Raw genomic sequence first — 16441 nt, forward strand, 5'->3', positions numbered from 1 at the left:
AAAAATGATAATAATAAGAAAAGCAATTTTGTCTGATGTAGAAGAAATTAATACGCTTTACACTTATTTATTTAATGAAATGGCGAATTTACAACCTGATCGATTAAAACCGGGTAAGCAAGATGAAGCTTTTATTATTAATGGAGTAAAAAATGATAAGTTTCATCTTTTAGTGGCAGATTTAGACGGTAAAGTCGTTGGATTTAGCATGGCGCAAATTCAAGAAACACCAATGTTTAACTGCTTGGTTCAGCGTAAATATGCTTATATTTATGATATTGTTGTCGACCCTTCTTTACGTAGCCAAGGCGCAGGCAGTTTATTATTAACAGCGATGAAAGAGTGGGCTAAATCAGAAAAAATGACGCATCTCGAGTTATCGGTATTAGCTGAAAATGGTGCAGCAAAACGTTTTTACGAACGTGAAGGATTAAAAGAAGTGAGCACAGTGATGGGGATTGCTTTATAGCAGATCCAATTTACGTTAATTTTCATAGGATTAAGCGCATAGATAAAAATAAACCCGCTTTACGCGGGTTTATTACTTATATTATTCAGCTAAATTGTGGGTTTCCCCGCAATGATCGTACACAATACCCTGACATTTTCAACATCTTCTGCCGATATTTCAAACAGGTTTCTATCTAATACAATAAAATCGGCAAATTTTCCGACTTCTAATGAGCCAATTTGAGTATCCATATCCAAAGCTTTTGCCGCATTAATAGTGGCTGCGCGTAGGACTTCAATTAATGTTAGGTTACGATCATTATCAAGACGAGGACTTGTTGCCTCTTTTTGACGAGTCATTGCGACTTTAAAATCGTACCATTCATTAAGTGGATCAATTGGCCAATCGCTACCAAAAGCAACAGTAACGCCAGCATCAATAAACTTGCCAGCAGTCTCTAGATAGTCACAGCGAGATTTACCCAGCATTTCAATATCTTTTTCGATATTGCTCTGTTCTGCCGCCGCCCATTGGAAGGAGATAAAAGGGTAGGTTTTTAATTGTGTAAAACGAGCGTAATCTTTTTCACACATCAATTCATTATGCGCAAGCCCCGGTCTAATGTCTTTCTCAGGTAAGGCTTCACGCATTGCACTAATGGCATCAAGAGCCGTACTAATTGCACCTTCAGCAACAGTATGAATATGAGGGTGATAACCAGCACGGGCAATTTCGGTGACTAGCGGCGTTAAGATTTCAGGTGGAAAATAGAGATCGCCAATATGTTCAGAATCTTGCCAGTGTGGCGTTTCATCAGTGCCAACATTGATACGATAAGGTGAGTGTAAACGGGCTGTCATAATCGGCGCTTGTAATACACCATCAAGGAAAAGCTTGATATGGCGGATTGCAACACTAGGTTGAGCATTTTCGCTGATTTGATGCCATTGTGAAAAACGAGTGGTAGCATGGTGTACAGCGTTTGGAATATCTTCAATACAAGGTACATCATCCGGCGTGATTTCAACGGCATTCTCTACGCGAAGAGTCAGTTCACCTGCTTTTCTTAATGTATTAAAGGCGCGTAATTGAGGCTCGCCTACACGTGCATCCATTATAGTGGTCACGCCTTGTTCATTTAATAATTTTTGAACATGACGGGCTATTTGCAGATTTTGTGCTTCAGTCAGTGGCGGTAACTTGTCAATGGCTTGCATTGCTGGCGCATCTTCAAGAATACCAATAGGTGTTCTGTCACCATCACGTTCAATATTTCCATCGGGTGGATCGGGCGTTTCAGCGGTGATATTTAACAACTCTAAAGCACGAGAATTAGCAAGAACACTATGACAATCGCTAGAAAAGAGCAAAATAGGGCGATTCGTATTTAAGGTATCAAGGTGATAACGTGTCATTTGCACGCCTTCAGGTTGCATACCTTCACGATACCATGCGGAGACTTTTAACCATTCGGTATCACCATCAATAAAGTTTTCATCAAGGTATTTCTGAATACGCAATAAAATGTCATCGATAGAGAGCGATTGATAATCAAGATGGCAACCCGCTAACGTTGCACCTCCCCAGAATGGGTGCATATGTGCATCAATAATGCCCGGCATGACCATTCTTCCCTGTAAATCAATCTGTTCAGTATTTTCATTACAGTAAGAAAGTAACCCCTCTTTTTTACCAGAAGCAATAATTACACCTTGGCTGATCGCGATAGCATCAACAATATTGTTATTATGATCAGCGGTATAAATAAGCCCGTTGTAATAGAGAGTGTCTGCAATTTGAAATGTCATTCTTCTACCTTGTATTGCTTTTTAAGTACATAAAACGCGTGCTTAAATGATTATTCTGCTTATAGGGCATCCTGTTGCGTTTTGACGCGGGCGGTTATAGTAGAATTAAATTAGAGTGAATACTACAAGCTTGTTACATCGACTTAACGAAAAATATGACTTAGAGGACAATTAAAATGCTTAAAAAACAGATTAATACCTCTCTCTTTGAAAGGTGATAAGGTAAGTTTAAAGAAGTTAGACTTACCTTATCTAGGATAGAAAGGGGTTAGTTATCGGGTAAATTGGCAGAACACACTTCACAATGTGGATTTTTAGGTAATTTGAATTCGCGAAATTGCATACGCATTGCATCAAACATTAATACCTTACCATGTAAATTTTCACCATAGCCGGTGAGTAATTTAATGGCTTCAACTGCTTGTAATGTGCCAATTGTACCGACTACAGGTGCCATTATACCCGCTTCAACACAACTTAACGCATTATCACCAAAAAGATGGCTTAAACAGCGATAGCAAGGCTCATCATCTTGGTAGGTGAATACACTGATTTGACCTTCCATCCGAATAGCGGCACCAGAAACGAGAGGCTTTTTCTGATGAAAGCAGAGACGATTAAGTTGCTCACGTACTGTCACATTATCAGTACAATCCATAACAATATTATGTTGGCTAATAAGCTCTGCTAAAGCCTCGTCTTCAAGTAATGCATCGACGGTTTCTATCGTGACATGAGGATTAATTGCTTCTAATGTCGCTTTTGCAGATAGCACTTTTGGTTGACCAATCGTGGCGTCGCGATGAAGAATTTGGCGCTGAAGATTAGAAAGGGAAACCGTATCAAAATCTAATAATGTGAGTTTTCCTACACCTGCGGCGGTAAGATATTGCGAGGCACTACACCCTAAGCCACCCGCACCAACAACCAATACAGAGGCACTTTTCAGCGCCTCTTGCCCGTCAAAATCAAAACCTCTTAATACAATCTGGCGATTGTAGCGCAGCGTTTCTTTATCGGTTAATTCAATACTCATAAAGGCTATTCACTTTTTAATAGAGAATTAAATAGCTCAATAGTAACCGTTTCGCCAGCTGCAACTTTACCGCGTTCACGCTCTAAAACGATAAAGCAATTAGCGACACTAAAGGAGCTATAAACGTGTGAGCCTTGATGACCAGAGGTATCGACTTGCCATACACCTTCGGCATTAATACTTGCAATACCACGTTGAAAATCAAGGCGACCTGCTGATTTTTTCAATGATGATTGAGCAATGGCTTGGAAACGTTGCGGTGCTTTCCAATGGCTAAAGCCTGACAACCGCGCGATCAGAGGCTGAACCAATTGATAGAATGTTACGGTCGCTGATACTGGATTACCTGGTAAACCGCAGAACCATGCATTATGTAATCGACCAAAGGCAAAAGGTTTTCCCGGTTTAATGGCAAGTTTCCAAAAACCAATTTCACCAATTTCATCAAGAATTTGTTTGGTGTAATCGGCTTCACCTACAGAAACCCCCCCACTGCTGATCACTAAATCTGCTTCTTGATCAGCTTTTTTAAAGGTTTCACGCAGTTTTTCTGGTGAATCAGGAATAACCCCTAAATCTAAGACTTCACATCCTAATTTTTCAAGCATTAAACGTACCGCAAAGCGGTTTGTATCATAAATTTGACCTGCTTTTAATGGCTGGCCAATGGTTTGTAATTCATCGCCCGTTGAGAAAACAGCCACTTTTAAACGACGATAAACTTGTACTGTTGCTACACCTAAAGAGGCGATTAAAGGTAATTGCGCTGTTGAAAGCTTAGTGCCAGCCGGTAATACAATGTCGTTTTCTTTAATATCTTCACCAATACGGCGAATATTTTGGCCTTTTTTAGCAGGATGTGGAAAACGGACACCATTTTCAGTCACTTCAGCTTCTTCTTGCATTATGACAGTATCAACACCCGCAGGAACCATTGCCCCTGTCATAATGCGTACACATTGCCCAGCAGGGAGTTCTCCCTCAAAAGGAATACCTGCGAACGATTTACCTGCAACAGGAAGTGGAGTTTGAGCTTCTAAGTCAGCGTAACGAAGTCCATAACCATCCATTGCCGAATTATCAAAAGGCGGAACATTCAGTGGGGATGTAATATCTTCACTTAGAATATAATCTGCGGTGTTATTTAATGGAATGTTAAGGGTATTGGTAATTGCCAGCGGTTTTTCAAGTAGTTTTTCTAGCGCTTCATCAAGAGATAATAAACCGCTAACGTGACATTGACTCATCATATACTCCAAGGTCTATCGAAATGTTCTGTTTTATTTCATGATACTAATCTATCACGATGAACATCATCATGTCAGAGATCATCTTGTGAATAGAAAGAAATGAAACGTCTTATTGTAAAAATGTTAACTGTTTGGGGTTAATGTGTTACTTGTTCTGTTATTAATGGGCGGCACATTAAAATGATAAAACAAAATAATGGATATCCATGAATACTTCAAATCACCAAAGTCATTCAGCACAAGCTTTTCATATCGCTTTTAGTGGGTTTCTTGCTTTAGTGGTTGCAATGGGGATAGGGCGCTTTACATTTACACCTCAAGTGCCATTGATGATTGCAGAATATCAATTGACGCTAACAAGTGCGGGTATTGTCGCCGCATTTAATTATCTTGGCTATCTCGCGGGCTCTTATGATGCGATGAAAGCCGTTAAAGGTGTGGGATATCGTTTGTGGGCAGGTCTTTGGGGCGCGGTGATAATCACTCTGTTGTCTGCTTTTTTAAATGATGCTTTTACACATAGTATTGCGCGCTTTTTTATTGGCTGGGCAAGTGGTTGGACGTTAGTGTTGGTGGCTTCATGGGCTAATGAGTTACTGGCTCGTCTTAATCGGCCTGCATTAAGTGTGGCAGTTTATGCAGGAACGGGTGCAGGTATATTTATTAGCGGTATTCTCGCCGTGCTAATTATGAAATGGCAAATGAGTGCTATGGCGGGGTGGTTAATTTATGGTTCTCTTGCTTTTATTTGTGCCATATATGTGAGCTATCATCTTCCCAAACCTTGGAAAATGAGCAGAGAAGAAGTAAAAGTTGCCCCTTTAACGCTCACTCCAGCGATGAAAAAGCTGATTTGGGGTTATACCTTTGCCGGATTTGGCTATATTTTACCTGCCACATTTCTTTCTCAAATGGCGGCAGAACGTTTTCCGGGTAGCTTGATCGCACAATTTGTTTGGCCTGTTTTTGGTGCTTCAGCTGCATTGTGTATTGGGATCGCCATTTTAACGCGTAACATACTAAATACGCAGTTACGCTTAGCTATTACGCTTTGGTTACAAGCATTAGGCATTTTGATTGCAGAGTGGATGCCGACGATAACAGGGCTTGCGATTGGCGCTTTCTTAATTGGTGGCGGTCTTATGTGCGCTGTACAACTTGCTTTTTTACGAGGCAGAGAATTAGCACCTGATCATGGGCGTTATATGGCGGGATTACTCACCACTTTTTATGCTATCGGACAATTAGTTGGCCCCGTAATTTCTTCACTTTCAACCGCATTAACAGGAAAATTAGAACCTGCACTTTATGTTGCTTTTATTGTGTTGATAATCGGTGGTTTTCTGGTGTGTGTAAAAGAAAAAGAGCATCAGTAAACTAAAAATAGCTCATACAAAAATGCAATAATTTCATAACGAAAAATGCGGTATCGCTGGATAATGTGATTGAGGTCATCTAAAGTGTAGGCTGTTGTTGCTAAGTGTGATAACTGCTACTTAATTAATGTGTTTATCGGAGAGTCCAATGTCATCATTAAGTAAAGAGGCGCAATGGGTGCATGCTGCGTTAGTTGAACGCGGTTTGGAAACGCCTCTTCGTGAACCAAAACTCTCTCCAAGTGAGAGTAAACAGCAAATTGAACATCATATGACAGAAGTGATGAAGCTGTTAAATCTGGATTTAAGCGACGATAGTTTAGCTGAAACACCTCGTCGTATCGCTAAAATGTATGTTGATGAAATTTTCTCAGGGCTGGATTACCACAACTTCCCAAAAATCACGCTAATTGAAAATAAAATGCAAGTTGATGAAATGGTGACAGTACGAGATATCACATTAACAAGTACTTGCGAACATCACTTTGTTACCATTGATGGTAAAGCGATTGTGGCTTATATCCCGAAAGATAAAGTGATTGGGTTATCTAAAATCAATCGTATTGTGCAATTCTTTGCTCAACGTCCTCAAGTTCAAGAACGTTTAACACAGCAAATCCTTATCGCATTACAAACGCTACTAGGCACAAAAAATGTGGCTGTTTCTATTGATGCGGTTCACTACTGTGTTAAGGCTCGTGGTATTCGTGATGCAACGAGTGCAACAACAACTACCTCGTTGGGTGGATTATTTAAATCTAGTCAAAATACGCGTCAGGAGTTTTTGCGCGCTGTTCGTCATCTTTGAGATTTTTAAATAAAAAAATGAATGAATCGTCTCATCAACGTATTGAAGCTCTCGATGCGTTGAGAGGAATGGCGATCCTTGGCATTTTATTGCTCAATATTTCAGGTTTTGCATTATTAAGAGTGGCTTCATTTAACCCATTACATTCGGGTGAGGCCTCTTTTGGTGATCGCATAACATGGATGGCATTAAATCTGTTTGCTCAAGGAAAATTCCTCTTTACTTTTGCGTTGCTATTTGGTGGTACGCTTTATCTCCTTTTGCATAAAGGAGCGCGTTTTAATATATCGCGGTTAGTTGTGTTGGCATTGATTGGCCTTATTCACACACTATTTATTTGGGAAGGTGATATTTTATTTCCATATAGTATATGTGGTTTATTTGTTTTTGTGTTTATTAAATCAATAGCGACAAAACACCAGTTTATATTGGGAGTAATACTCTATTTTTGTGGCGCACTTATTTTAGGTGCGTTGTTTTACTATTATCGCGACTTTATTGATACCGTTTGGTACAGCACGCCATATTCTCAATTGGCTGAATCAGATTGGAAAACAGGGCCTTATTTAAATAGTGTTTATTATCGTTTGAATGAGCTAAGTCTTTTTATTTTTAATCTAGTACGTCAATACAGTTGGTTTTTGTTTGGTGCGATGTTGATGGGCTCTGCACTAATGGCGTCTGGTTGGTTACAGCAGAAATTTAGTCGTGCTCATTATGGTCATGTGGCACTTTATTTCCTCACAATCAGTTTAAGCTTACAAACAACTATTGTGCTGGTGGATTATTACCTTGATTGGGATTACCGCTGGGCTGCTATTTTGGCACAACCTTTAACCATGCTGATCCAAGTGATGCAAAGTTTGGGGTATATTGCGCTGTTTTATTGGAGTTGGGATATTATTCAACACTCTTATCTTGCCTATGCTTTACGTTGTGTTGGCAAAATGGCGTTAACAACCTATCTAATGCAAAGCCTTATCGGGATTTATTTATTTCAGCGTATGGGGCTATTTAATCAATTTACTCTGCCGGAATTGATGCCTTTTGTTGTTGCCATTTGGGCAATCAATATCACTTTTGCTGTGATTTGGTTACGTTTTTTCCCACAAGGGCCAATAGAGTGGATCTGGCGTAAATCAGCCTCAAAATTAGCGCAATTCTTTTAGGTTTTTTCATGATTATTTTTGTTTAGAGGAAGTGATTCGACTTCCTCTGGTGAAACCGCAGGATAACCTTTAATGCCTTCTGGAATAGATTGTATTGCAGGAATAGTTTCTGGTGGCCCTAAAAAGCGTGGTTCACGGTTTAGAATATACACATCAATCATTGCACCAGCTCTGGCAAATACTTCGCGTACACGTACTTTAAACATGCTTTTAGGGGATGCAACAGCAAAGCATTGTGCGTCAATTCCTTTTTCTAATGCGATAAAAACGGCACGTTCACAGTGAAAACGCTGAGTGATAATGGTAAATCCATCTGTACCAAATACCTCTTTTGTTCGTACTACTGAATCAAGTGTTCTGAAGCCCGCAAAATCCATCACAATACGAGAGGCCGGAATGCCTGCTTTAATGAGATCTTTACGCATCGTATTCGGTTCATTATAGCTGTGCTTGGCATTATCACCACTGAGCAATAAATACTGAATTTTGCCACTATTATAAGCATTAACAGCGCCTTGGATGCGATATTGATAAAACTGATTTATATAACCGCTGGTGTAGTACTTCGATGTGCCTAATACCATGCCTACCTTTTTAGCAGGTAGCGTATCCACATCTTCAAAGATATAAGGATTGGTTTTCCAACCGATCCAGCGATCGCAGGCAATCAAGATGACAGCAAGCAGAATAAAAAGTGTGAGAAAGAGATAAATGAGGCGTTTTAGCATTTCCTTGCCTTAATGACGCAAATAATGAATGACTTTCATAATGCTTAAGGCTACTTGAGCGGAGATAGGGAAGCAAGAAAAAAGCGCTTCATATTAAGTAATGATGCGCTTTTCAGAATGGTACTTAGTGTTTCAAGCTACTTAGAACGAGGTTCTTTTGTAAATACGGTACTCTGGTGACCAATAGTTACGTTCAATAGCTTCTTCTAATGCTGAATCAGAAGTTACGGTAGCAACACCTTGTACTTGAGCTTCTTTTGCAACTTGTTTTGCGATATAACGCGAAACTTGCTGAATATCAGCCAGTAAAGGTAACAGAGAACCATCACCATCTTTTGCCATTGGTGAGCAATCAGCTAATGCACGGCTTGCAACCATTAACATGGCATCAGTAACACGTTTTGCACCACATGCGATAACACCTAGCCCAATACCTGGGAAGATATAAGAGTTGTTGCATTGTGCAATTGGATACTCTTTATCTTTGTATTTAACCGGTGCAAATGGGCTACCCGTTGCGACTAAAGCTTGTCCATTAGTCCAATTGATAATATCTTCAGGACGCGCTTCTACACGAGAAGTCGGGTTAGATAATGGCATTACGATAGGGCGTTCACAGTGTTTGTGCATTTCACGAATAATTTCTTCAGTGAATAAACCTGCTTGTCCTGAAACACCAATCAAAATAGTCGGTTTTGCATTCTTAACCACTTCTAACAGTGAAATCGCATCGCTTCCGGTTTCCCAATCAGCAATAGTTTCACTTTTTTGGATAAGTTTGCTTTGGAAATCAAGTAGATTTGGCAGTTTATCTGTTAATAAGCCAAAACGGTCGACCATAAAGATACGTTGACGCGCTTGTTCATCACTTAAACCTTCGGACTTCATTTGGGCAATGATTTGCTCAGCAATACCGCAACCTGCTGAGCCTGCACCTAAGAAAGTGACAGTTTGGTCTTTTAATTGGCGGCCAGCAGCACGACTTGCTGCAATTAAGCTACCTAAAGTAACAGACGCTGTACCTTGAATATCATCGTTAAAGCAACATAGCTCATCACGATAACGGTTTAATAAAGGCATCGCATTTTTTTGTGCGAAATCTTCGAATTGCAGTAAAACATTTGGCCAGCGACGTTTAACAGCTTGAATAAACTCATCAACAAACTCGTTATATTCATCACCTGTAATGCGAGGATGACGCCATCCCATATACAGAGGATCGTTTAAACGTTGTGGGTTGTTAGTACCCACATCAAGTACAACAGGCAGTGTGTACGCCGGGCTAATACCACCACACGCGGTATATAAAGAGAGTTTACCGATAGGAATACCCATACCACCGATACCTTGGTCACCTAGACCAAGAATGCGTTCGCCATCTGTTACAACAATGACTTTTACGTTCTGTTTCGTGGCGTTTTGTAGCATATCGTCGATATTGGCACGGTTAGGGTAAGAGATAAATAAACCACGAGCACGACGATAAATATCAGAGAAATGTTCACAAGCTTCACCTACTGTTGGTGTGTAAATGATAGGCATCATTTCAGTTAGGTGAGATTCCAATAGACGATAAAATAGGGTTTCATTGGTATCTTGGATATTTCGTAGGTAAATATGTTTATCGTTATCGTTTTTGAAATCAAGATATTGGCGATAAGCGCGTTCAACCTGTTCTTCGATGGTTTCAACTGCTTCAGGCAGTAAACCATGTAAGTTAAAGGTGCTGCGTTCTTCTTCGCTGAAAGCACTACCTTTATTTAACAGGGGAAATTCAAGCAGGATTGGACCTGCATACGGGATGTAGAGAGGGCGTTTACTTTCGTGTTCCAGTTCCATGAAAAATACTCTTGTAAGGCAGTTAGTCACATGACAATTGTAGATCCTACAAAATAATAAAAATATGTACAGCTTATGTTATTTTTTTATGATTTTTATGCTTAGAAATGAGAGATAGATACGGTTGTTACAACTTTTTCTGGTAAGCATCAGCAAAATTTACATGCTGATGCTTTTTTAGGAGAGATTTTTAGAGGAATAAGTTAAAACTTTTTACAAAGTGATACGTTGCATTTGGCGACAACCTAAAGCAGTTAATGTTGCTTGTGTTGCATCCCATTGCGTTAAAACTGTCTCTGTTTTTTCGATTAAGACAGCAGATTCAATATCCATAACACTCTCACCCGCCATATTTAACAAAATTAATGCGGCTTGTAGTGGCGGTAAACTTGGGTTGAATGCGGCATTTTCTGCGTAACTACCTTGGAATATTTTGCCATTTTTCATTTGAACAGCAATACCACTGTGCGACTCACTATAAGGAGCATGGCTACGATTCGTGGCTTGTAGCGCTTGTTGTGCTAATTCACTAGGGTTATCAATTTTGTAACCGTGATTAACTTTGTCCATTAATAAAGAGGTGATATTGAGATCTTTCGGGCCAAAGCTATCAGGTAAATAATCACCTAATGTTGCCATTTTTCTTCCCGGTAACTGAATTTGAATATGGGTGCCACTGTTCAATTCGTTCATAAACTGGCGACAGTGACCACAAGGTGTATAGTTAACGGTAACGGAGATCAAGCGAGATTCACCTTGTAACCACGCATGAGTCACAGCACTTTGTTCTGCGTGAACAGTTTGTTGTAGTGGGGCACCTGCAAATTCCATGTTGGCACCAAAGTAGAGATTACCACTTTCACCACGAGCAATAGCACCAACATTAAAATGAGATATCGGTGTCACTGCACAAGCAGCCGCGACTGGTAAAAGTGCGAGGGCTAAGGCATCATCATTACATTGTAACTGTGTTTTTATGGCATTGACCTGCTCTGCTGTAAACATTGCAGGGAATTCATCCTGCTCAAGATAAGGAGCAAGTGCTTGTTGTAACTGAGGGGATAAATCTGACCAAACTGCCTGAAAACGAGTATGCATACATGAGTCTCCCATTAATCTTTCTGTATTATAAGATTCTAGGCATCTTTACTCATTCTTATATGTGATGAAAATCATATTTTCAATGAAACAATTGCAACAAATTCATTAATTGAGAGATGTATCTCAAATTTATAGCAAAAATCCCCGAAGTAAAATTAATTAAATCGGGGATTTGAAAGGTAGAGTATAAAAAATATTAACTATAAAGATGCAAAATAATAGGGAAGATAAACGGAGCAAGTAAAGAGGTAATAATCCCACATGTCATTAATGCCAATGAACTATAAGCACCTTCGATATAATCCACTTCTGCCGCTCTTGCTGTTCCTACTGCATGCGAAACGGTTCCCATCGCTAATCCCCGAGAGGCGTGAGTTGGAATTCGCAATATCTTGAATAGAGTGTGACCAAAAATGGCACCTAAAATACCTACTGCAATAACACATGCAGCACTGATTGCAGGAATACCACCTATGGAGTCTGCAACTGCCATTGCGATAGGTGTTGTGACTGATTTAGGTAAGACTGATGCGGCAATTTCGGGAGTTGCTCCTGCCCATAAGGCAATCGCAGTACCACTGACCATGGCTGCAACACTACCAATAAAGCAAATACTTATCAGTGATTTCCATTGTGCGCGAATTTGGTGTAATTGCTGATAAAGCGGAATAGCTAAAGCAACAACGGCAGGTTGTAATAAATCATTTAAAATACGACTACCTGCAAAATAGTGTTCGTAAGGAGTATGTGTAATTAATAAGATAGGAATAATAACCGCAATACCAATAAGTAAAGGGTTCAATATAGGTAATTTATAACGAGCAGCAAGTTTACGTGATAAATAAAAGATAATTATGGTTAAAGGAAGTGACCACCATATATTCGTTAACACTAACATTTTTTCTTCTCACTTAATGCTTTATCATCATCTTTTTCTTTTGTTTCAATAATATCTTCAACTAGATCTGGTTTTGAACCTACGATAATACGCTCACGATGAACATAATGTGAACAGTAAGCAACCAGTGCCATAACCCCAAACGTACTGACTATACAGGCTAAAACGATAGGGAAAAGTTGCTGACTAAGTAAATCATAATAATTCATTACGGCTACCCCGATAGGGATAAAGAGCAATGACATATTTTTCAGCAGGATATTGGCGCCAGGTTTAACCCAACGCAAAGGAATAAGCTGGAAAGCAAGTAAACCAAAAAGGATCAGTAACCCAATAATACTACCTGGAACCGCGAAGGGTAGAAGAGCTGAAATAAGATTACCAGCAAAAAGACAAAGATAAAGTACCAAAAAAGATCGTAGATAATGCCAAAGTGTAATCTGCAATCGTGCCCGTTTAGATTTCATAAGTAAGTGTCCCAAATCAACTAACAGAATTATCATACACCGATTTTGAAAGTGTGCTATGGATCACAATAAAAAAAGAGCGGGGCTCTAATAGAACCCCGCCATATATTTATTTGGCAAATGAATCTTGGTTGTTATTTCACTTGTTGACCCGGTTTTGCACCAGAATCTGGGCTGAGTAAGAAAATATCTTTATCGCCAGGGCCTGCTGCCATTACCATGCCTTCTGAAATACCAAAACGCATTTTACGAGGTGCTAAGTTTGCTACCATTACCGTTAAGCGACCTTCTAACACTTTAGGATCTGGGTATGCAGTACGAATACCTGAGAATACTTGGCGAGTTTCGCCACCTAAGTCCAAAATTAATTTCAGTAGTTTGTCTGAGCCTTCAACAAAGTCTGCTTGTTTAATTTCAGCGATACGCATATCGATTTTCGCAAAATCATCAAATTTGATGGTTTCTTGAATAGGTGCATCAGCCAATGGCCCCGTTACTTCTTTTACTGGAGCAATGGTACTTTTTGATGCTTCAACCATTGCGTTAGCTTTATCCATTTCAATACGGTTAAACAACGCTTTGAATTTAGTGATTTCTTGGCCTAACAGTGGTTGATCAAGTGCATCCCATGTTAATTGGGTTTGTAAAAAGGCTTCTGAACGTTCTGTCAGTGAAGGTAATACAGGTTTCAGATACGTCATCAATACACGGAATAAGTTAATTCCCATAGTACAGATTGCTTGTAACTGAGTATCTTGACCTTCTTGTTTTGCCACTACCCAAGGGGCTTTTTCATCGATATAACGGTTAGCTTCATCAGCTAATGCCATAATTTCACGAATGGCTTTACCAAACTCACGATTTTCAAATGATTGTGCGATAGTTTCTTTCATATCAACAAAGTGTTGATAAAGTTTAGCATCATCTAAAGAATCAGCTAATTTGCCATCAAAACGCTTGCTGATAAAACCTGCTGTACGCGATGCAAGGTTCACCACTTTATTAACAATGTCGCTGTTTACACGTTGAACAAAGTCTTCTAAGTTTAGGTCAATATCGTCAATGCGTGATGAAAGTTTTGCAGCATAGTAATAACGTAGGCAATCCGCATCAAAATGATCAAGATAAGCGCGAGCAGTAATAAAGGTGCCACGAGATTTTGACATCTTCGCACCATTTACTGTGACATAACCATGAACAAACAAGTTTGTTGGTTTGCGATATTCGCTACCTTCTAACATTGCAGGCCAGAATAAGCTGTGGAAATAGACGATATCTTTACCAATAAAGTGATAAAGGTCAGCTTTGCTGTCTTTATTCCAAAATTCATCAAAACTTAAATCACCACGTTTTTCACATAAGTTTAAGAATGAACTCATGTAGCCAATCGGTGCATCTAGCCATACATAGAAATATTTACCCGGTGCATCTGGAATTTCGAAACCGAAATAAGGCGCGTCACGAGTGATATCCCACTGTTGTAAACCACTGTCGAACCATTCTTGCATCTTATTCGCAACTTGTTCTTGCAGTGCACCAGAGCGTATCCACGCTTGTAACATGTTGCTAAATGCAGGTAAGTCGAAGAAATAGTGTTCTGTTTCGCGCATTACAGGCGTTGAACCTGATACGACAGAGCGTGGATTAATTAATTCTGTTGGGCTGTAAGTTGAGCCACAAACTTCACAGTTATCACCATATTGGTCTTGCGCTTTACATTTAGGGCAAGTGCCTTTTACAAAACGGTCAGGCAAGAACATGCCTTTTTCTTCATCATAAAGCTGAGAAATTGTTTTGCTTTTGATGTGACCATTCTTTTTCAGTGCAAGATAAATTTTAGTCGATAATTGGCGACTCTCTTCACTGTGTGTAGAGTGATAATTGTCATAACTGATATTGAAGCCTGCAAAATCCTGCTGATGCTCTTTGCTCATTTCTTCAATCATGGTTTCTGGAGTTATGCCCAATTGTTGAGCTTTCAGCATAATTGGGGTGCCGTGGGCATCGTCAGCGCAGATGAAATGAACTTCTTTGCCGCGCATTCGTTGATAACGGACCCAGATATCTGCCTGAATGTGCTCAAGGATATGACCGAGATGAATTGAACCGTTAGCATAAGGTAACGCGCAGGTTACCAATAATTTATTCGCGACGTGAGACATAGTAAGGATCTTACTTCCATAAAATTAATAAAAGGGACTTTGATGGTAACCGATCCATCATGATGTCGCTAGGGCAATAATCGAGTTTTTGCAAGAGAAATTTCAGTTGGCAAATTGAGGTAAGGCATTATCGTAGTCATCTACTATCTGATATGATAGATACACTCATATATTTAATAAATAATGAAAACGAGAGGAGCCGGGATGAGTGATAAATCCCCCGAGCAGACCACCCCTGAGATTCTGAATGAAAAAGTTTCAGGTGTCTTGTCTACTTTTGAACACCCGACATTGAAACGTAATCTGCTTTCTCTAAAAGCACTACATCAATGTGCGATGATTGACGATGTTCTTCATATCGAATTAGTGATGCCGTTTGTTTGGAAAAAACCTTTCCAAGTCCTAATCGAAGAAAAAACAGCTGAACTTCGCAACATCACTGGCGCAAAAGCCATTGAATGGAAACTCAAGCACAATATTTCAACCTTACGTCGCGCAAATGATCTGCCTGGTGTTAATGGTGTTCGTAATATTCTTGCAGTGAGCTCTGGTAAAGGTGGCGTAGGTAAATCAAGTACAGCAGTGAACCTTGCATTAGCACTTGCACAAGAAGGCGCTAAAGTAGGTATTCTTGATGCTGATATTTACGGCCCGTCTATTCCTAATATGTTGGGTACCACAATGGAGCGTCCAACGTCTCCTGATGGACAACATATGGCGCCGATTATGGCTTATGGTTTAGCGTCTAACTCTATCGGTTATTTAGTCACTGATGATAATGCGATGGTATGGCGTGGTCCTATGGCGAGTAAAGCATTAATGCAAATGCTCCAAGATACGCTGTGGCCTGACTTGGATTATCTGGTTATCGATATGCCACCGGGAACAGGTGATATTCAATTAACCTTATCTCAAAATATCCCAGTAACCGCTGCTGTTGTAGTAACAACACCACAAGATATTGCGCTGGTGGATGCGATGAAAGGGATCGTCATGTTTAAGAAAGTCAATGTACCTGTATTAGGTATTATTGAAAACATGAGTGCACATATTTGTAGCAACTGTGGTCACCTTGAACCTATCTTTGGTACTGGTGGTGCGGCGAAATTGGCTGAGAAGTATCATTGTGAATTATTAGGTCAAGTTCCTCTTCATATCTCTTTACGTGAAGACTTAGACCGCGGACAACCAACAGTGATGCGTGATCCTGAAGGCGAGTTTGCTGATATTTATCGCGAAATCGCATCGACTGTTTCTGCTCAAATGTATTGGGATGGTGATGCTATTCCAACGGAAATTTCTTTCCGCGCAGTGTAATTACAGTAAAATAATACATTGAATTATTTAC

14 protein-coding genes are annotated in these 16441 nt (G+C 39.8%); 5 read left to right on the forward strand and 9 right to left on the reverse strand.

Annotation, left to right across the window (positions count from 1 at the left end; all coding sequences use genetic code 11):
• Window positions 1-4 precede the first annotated feature (4 nt).
• Window positions 5-469: a GNAT family N-acetyltransferase gene (locus GTH25_RS05380; protein WP_075674377.1), complete on the forward strand. Its 465-nt coding sequence runs from the start codon at window positions 5-7 to the stop codon at window positions 467-469.
• Window positions 470-558: 89 nt separating this feature from the next.
• On the opposite strand, the gene GTH25_RS05385 is transcribed toward GTH25_RS05380, so the two are convergent.
• The 3 genes from GTH25_RS05385 to moeA form a co-directional block, all read right to left on the reverse strand.
• The gene (locus GTH25_RS05385) at window positions 559-2259 is read right to left on the reverse strand and encodes an amidohydrolase (protein ID WP_164530372.1); all 1701 of its coding nucleotides are present in this window, start codon (window positions 2257-2259) and stop codon (window positions 559-561) included.
• A gap of 268 nt (window positions 2260-2527) precedes the next feature.
• Window positions 2528-3295: a molybdopterin-synthase adenylyltransferase MoeB gene (moeB, locus tag GTH25_RS05390; protein ID WP_109420149.1), complete on the reverse strand. Its 768-nt coding sequence runs from the start codon at window positions 3293-3295 to the stop codon at window positions 2528-2530.
• Window positions 3296-3300: 5 nt separating this feature from the next.
• Window positions 3301-4542, reverse strand: coding sequence for a molybdopterin molybdotransferase MoeA (gene moeA, locus GTH25_RS05395; RefSeq protein WP_164530373.1), 1242 nt, complete (start codon window positions 4540-4542; stop codon window positions 3301-3303).
• Window positions 4543-4751: 209 nt separating this feature from the next.
• Between moeA and GTH25_RS05400 the strand changes: the two genes are divergently transcribed.
• The 3 genes from GTH25_RS05400 (at window position 4752) to yeiB (ending at window position 7898) form a co-directional block, all read left to right on the forward strand.
• A complete protein-coding gene (locus GTH25_RS05400; RefSeq protein ID WP_075672544.1) occupies window positions 4752-5921 on the forward strand; it encodes a YbfB/YjiJ family MFS transporter in 1170 nt (389 codons plus the stop codon).
• A 148-nt stretch (window positions 5922-6069) separates the two neighbouring features.
• A complete protein-coding gene (gene folE / locus GTH25_RS05405; RefSeq protein WP_023581251.1) occupies window positions 6070-6729 on the forward strand; it encodes a GTP cyclohydrolase I FolE in 660 nt (219 codons plus the stop codon).
• A 17-nt stretch (window positions 6730-6746) separates the two neighbouring features.
• A complete protein-coding gene (gene yeiB / locus GTH25_RS05410) occupies window positions 6747-7898 on the forward strand; it encodes a DUF418 domain-containing protein YeiB (protein ID WP_156733130.1) in 1152 nt (383 codons plus the stop codon).
• On the opposite strand, the gene sanA is transcribed toward yeiB, so the two are convergent.
• The 6 genes from sanA to metG all read right to left on the reverse strand — a co-directional run bounded on the left by sanA (window position 7895) and on the right by metG (window position 15093).
• A complete protein-coding gene (gene sanA, locus GTH25_RS05415; RefSeq protein ID WP_075672542.1) occupies window positions 7895-8626 on the reverse strand; it encodes an outer membrane permeability protein SanA in 732 nt (243 codons plus the stop codon). The two genes, yeiB and sanA, sit on opposite strands and share 4 nt — an antisense overlap.
• Before the next feature lie 141 nt (window positions 8627-8767).
• Window positions 8768-10465 carry an NAD-dependent malic enzyme gene (locus GTH25_RS05420; RefSeq protein ID WP_075672541.1) on the reverse strand — a complete coding sequence of 566 codons (1698 nt, stop codon included), beginning with the start codon at window positions 10463-10465 and terminating at the stop codon, window positions 8768-8770.
• Between the two features lie 213 nt (window positions 10466-10678).
• On the reverse strand, window positions 10679-11563 hold the full coding sequence (cdd, locus tag GTH25_RS05425; RefSeq protein WP_075672540.1) for a cytidine deaminase: 885 nt from the start codon (window positions 11561-11563) through the stop codon (window positions 10679-10681).
• A 199-nt stretch (window positions 11564-11762) separates the two neighbouring features.
• Window positions 11763-12464: a CidB/LrgB family autolysis modulator gene (locus GTH25_RS05430; protein ID WP_171455281.1), complete on the reverse strand. Its 702-nt coding sequence runs from the start codon at window positions 12462-12464 to the stop codon at window positions 11763-11765.
• The gene (locus GTH25_RS05435; protein ID WP_075672539.1) at window positions 12458-12931 is read right to left on the reverse strand and encodes a CidA/LrgA family protein; all 474 of its coding nucleotides are present in this window, start codon (window positions 12929-12931) and stop codon (window positions 12458-12460) included. Before GTH25_RS05435 ends, GTH25_RS05430 begins: the two co-directional genes overlap by 7 nt.
• Window positions 12932-13065: 134 nt before the next feature.
• On the reverse strand, window positions 13066-15093 hold the full coding sequence (gene metG, locus GTH25_RS05440) for a methionine--tRNA ligase (RefSeq protein ID WP_164530374.1): 2028 nt from the start codon (window positions 15091-15093) through the stop codon (window positions 13066-13068).
• 204 nt (window positions 15094-15297) lie between these two features.
• Here metG and apbC point away from each other — a divergent pair, with 204 nt between their 5' ends.
• The gene (apbC, locus tag GTH25_RS05445) at window positions 15298-16410 is read left to right on the forward strand and encodes an iron-sulfur cluster carrier protein ApbC (RefSeq protein WP_075672537.1); all 1113 of its coding nucleotides are present in this window, start codon (window positions 15298-15300) and stop codon (window positions 16408-16410) included.
• The last annotated feature ends 31 nt before the right edge of the window (window positions 16411-16441 follow it).

Source organism: Proteus terrae subsp. cibarius (assembly GCF_011045835.1).
Lineage (GTDB): Bacteria > Pseudomonadota > Gammaproteobacteria > Enterobacterales > Enterobacteriaceae > Proteus > Proteus cibarius.

What these genes read in the sequence shown, in the direction of transcription:
- moeA (WP_164530373.1), bottom strand. Translation starts at nt 4,542, where the DNA reads ATGAGTCAATGTCACGTTAGCGGTTTATTATCTCTTGATGAAGCGCTA.
- sanA (WP_075672542.1), bottom strand. Translation starts at nt 8,626, where the DNA reads ATGCTAAAACGCCTCATTTATCTCTTTCTCACACTTTTTATTCTGCTT.
- GTH25_RS05400 (WP_075672544.1), top strand. Translation starts at nt 4,752, where the DNA reads ATGAATACTTCAAATCACCAAAGTCATTCAGCACAAGCTTTTCATATC.
- folE (WP_023581251.1), top strand. Translation starts at nt 6,070, where the DNA reads ATGTCATCATTAAGTAAAGAGGCGCAATGGGTGCATGCTGCGTTAGTT.
- GTH25_RS05380 (WP_075674377.1), top strand. Translation starts at nt 5, where the DNA reads ATGATAATAATAAGAAAAGCAATTTTGTCTGATGTAGAAGAAATTAAT.
- GTH25_RS05430 (WP_171455281.1), bottom strand. Translation starts at nt 12,464, where the DNA reads ATGTTAGTGTTAACGAATATATGGTGGTCACTTCCTTTAACCATAATT.
- moeB (WP_109420149.1), bottom strand. Translation starts at nt 3,295, where the DNA reads ATGAGTATTGAATTAACCGATAAAGAAACGCTGCGCTACAATCGCCAG.
- GTH25_RS05435 (WP_075672539.1), bottom strand. Translation starts at nt 12,931, where the DNA reads ATGAAATCTAAACGGGCACGATTGCAGATTACACTTTGGCATTATCTA.
- GTH25_RS05385 (WP_164530372.1), bottom strand. Translation starts at nt 2,259, where the DNA reads ATGACATTTCAAATTGCAGACACTCTCTATTACAACGGGCTTATTTAT.
- GTH25_RS05420 (WP_075672541.1), bottom strand. Translation starts at nt 10,465, where the DNA reads ATGGAACTGGAACACGAAAGTAAACGCCCTCTCTACATCCCGTATGCA.
- cdd (WP_075672540.1), bottom strand. Translation starts at nt 11,563, where the DNA reads ATGCATACTCGTTTTCAGGCAGTTTGGTCAGATTTATCCCCTCAGTTA.
- apbC (WP_075672537.1), top strand. Translation starts at nt 15,298, where the DNA reads ATGAGTGATAAATCCCCCGAGCAGACCACCCCTGAGATTCTGAATGAA.
- metG (WP_164530374.1), bottom strand. Translation starts at nt 15,093, where the DNA reads ATGTCTCACGTCGCGAATAAATTATTGGTAACCTGCGCGTTACCTTAT.
- yeiB (WP_156733130.1), top strand. Translation starts at nt 6,747, where the DNA reads ATGAATGAATCGTCTCATCAACGTATTGAAGCTCTCGATGCGTTGAGA.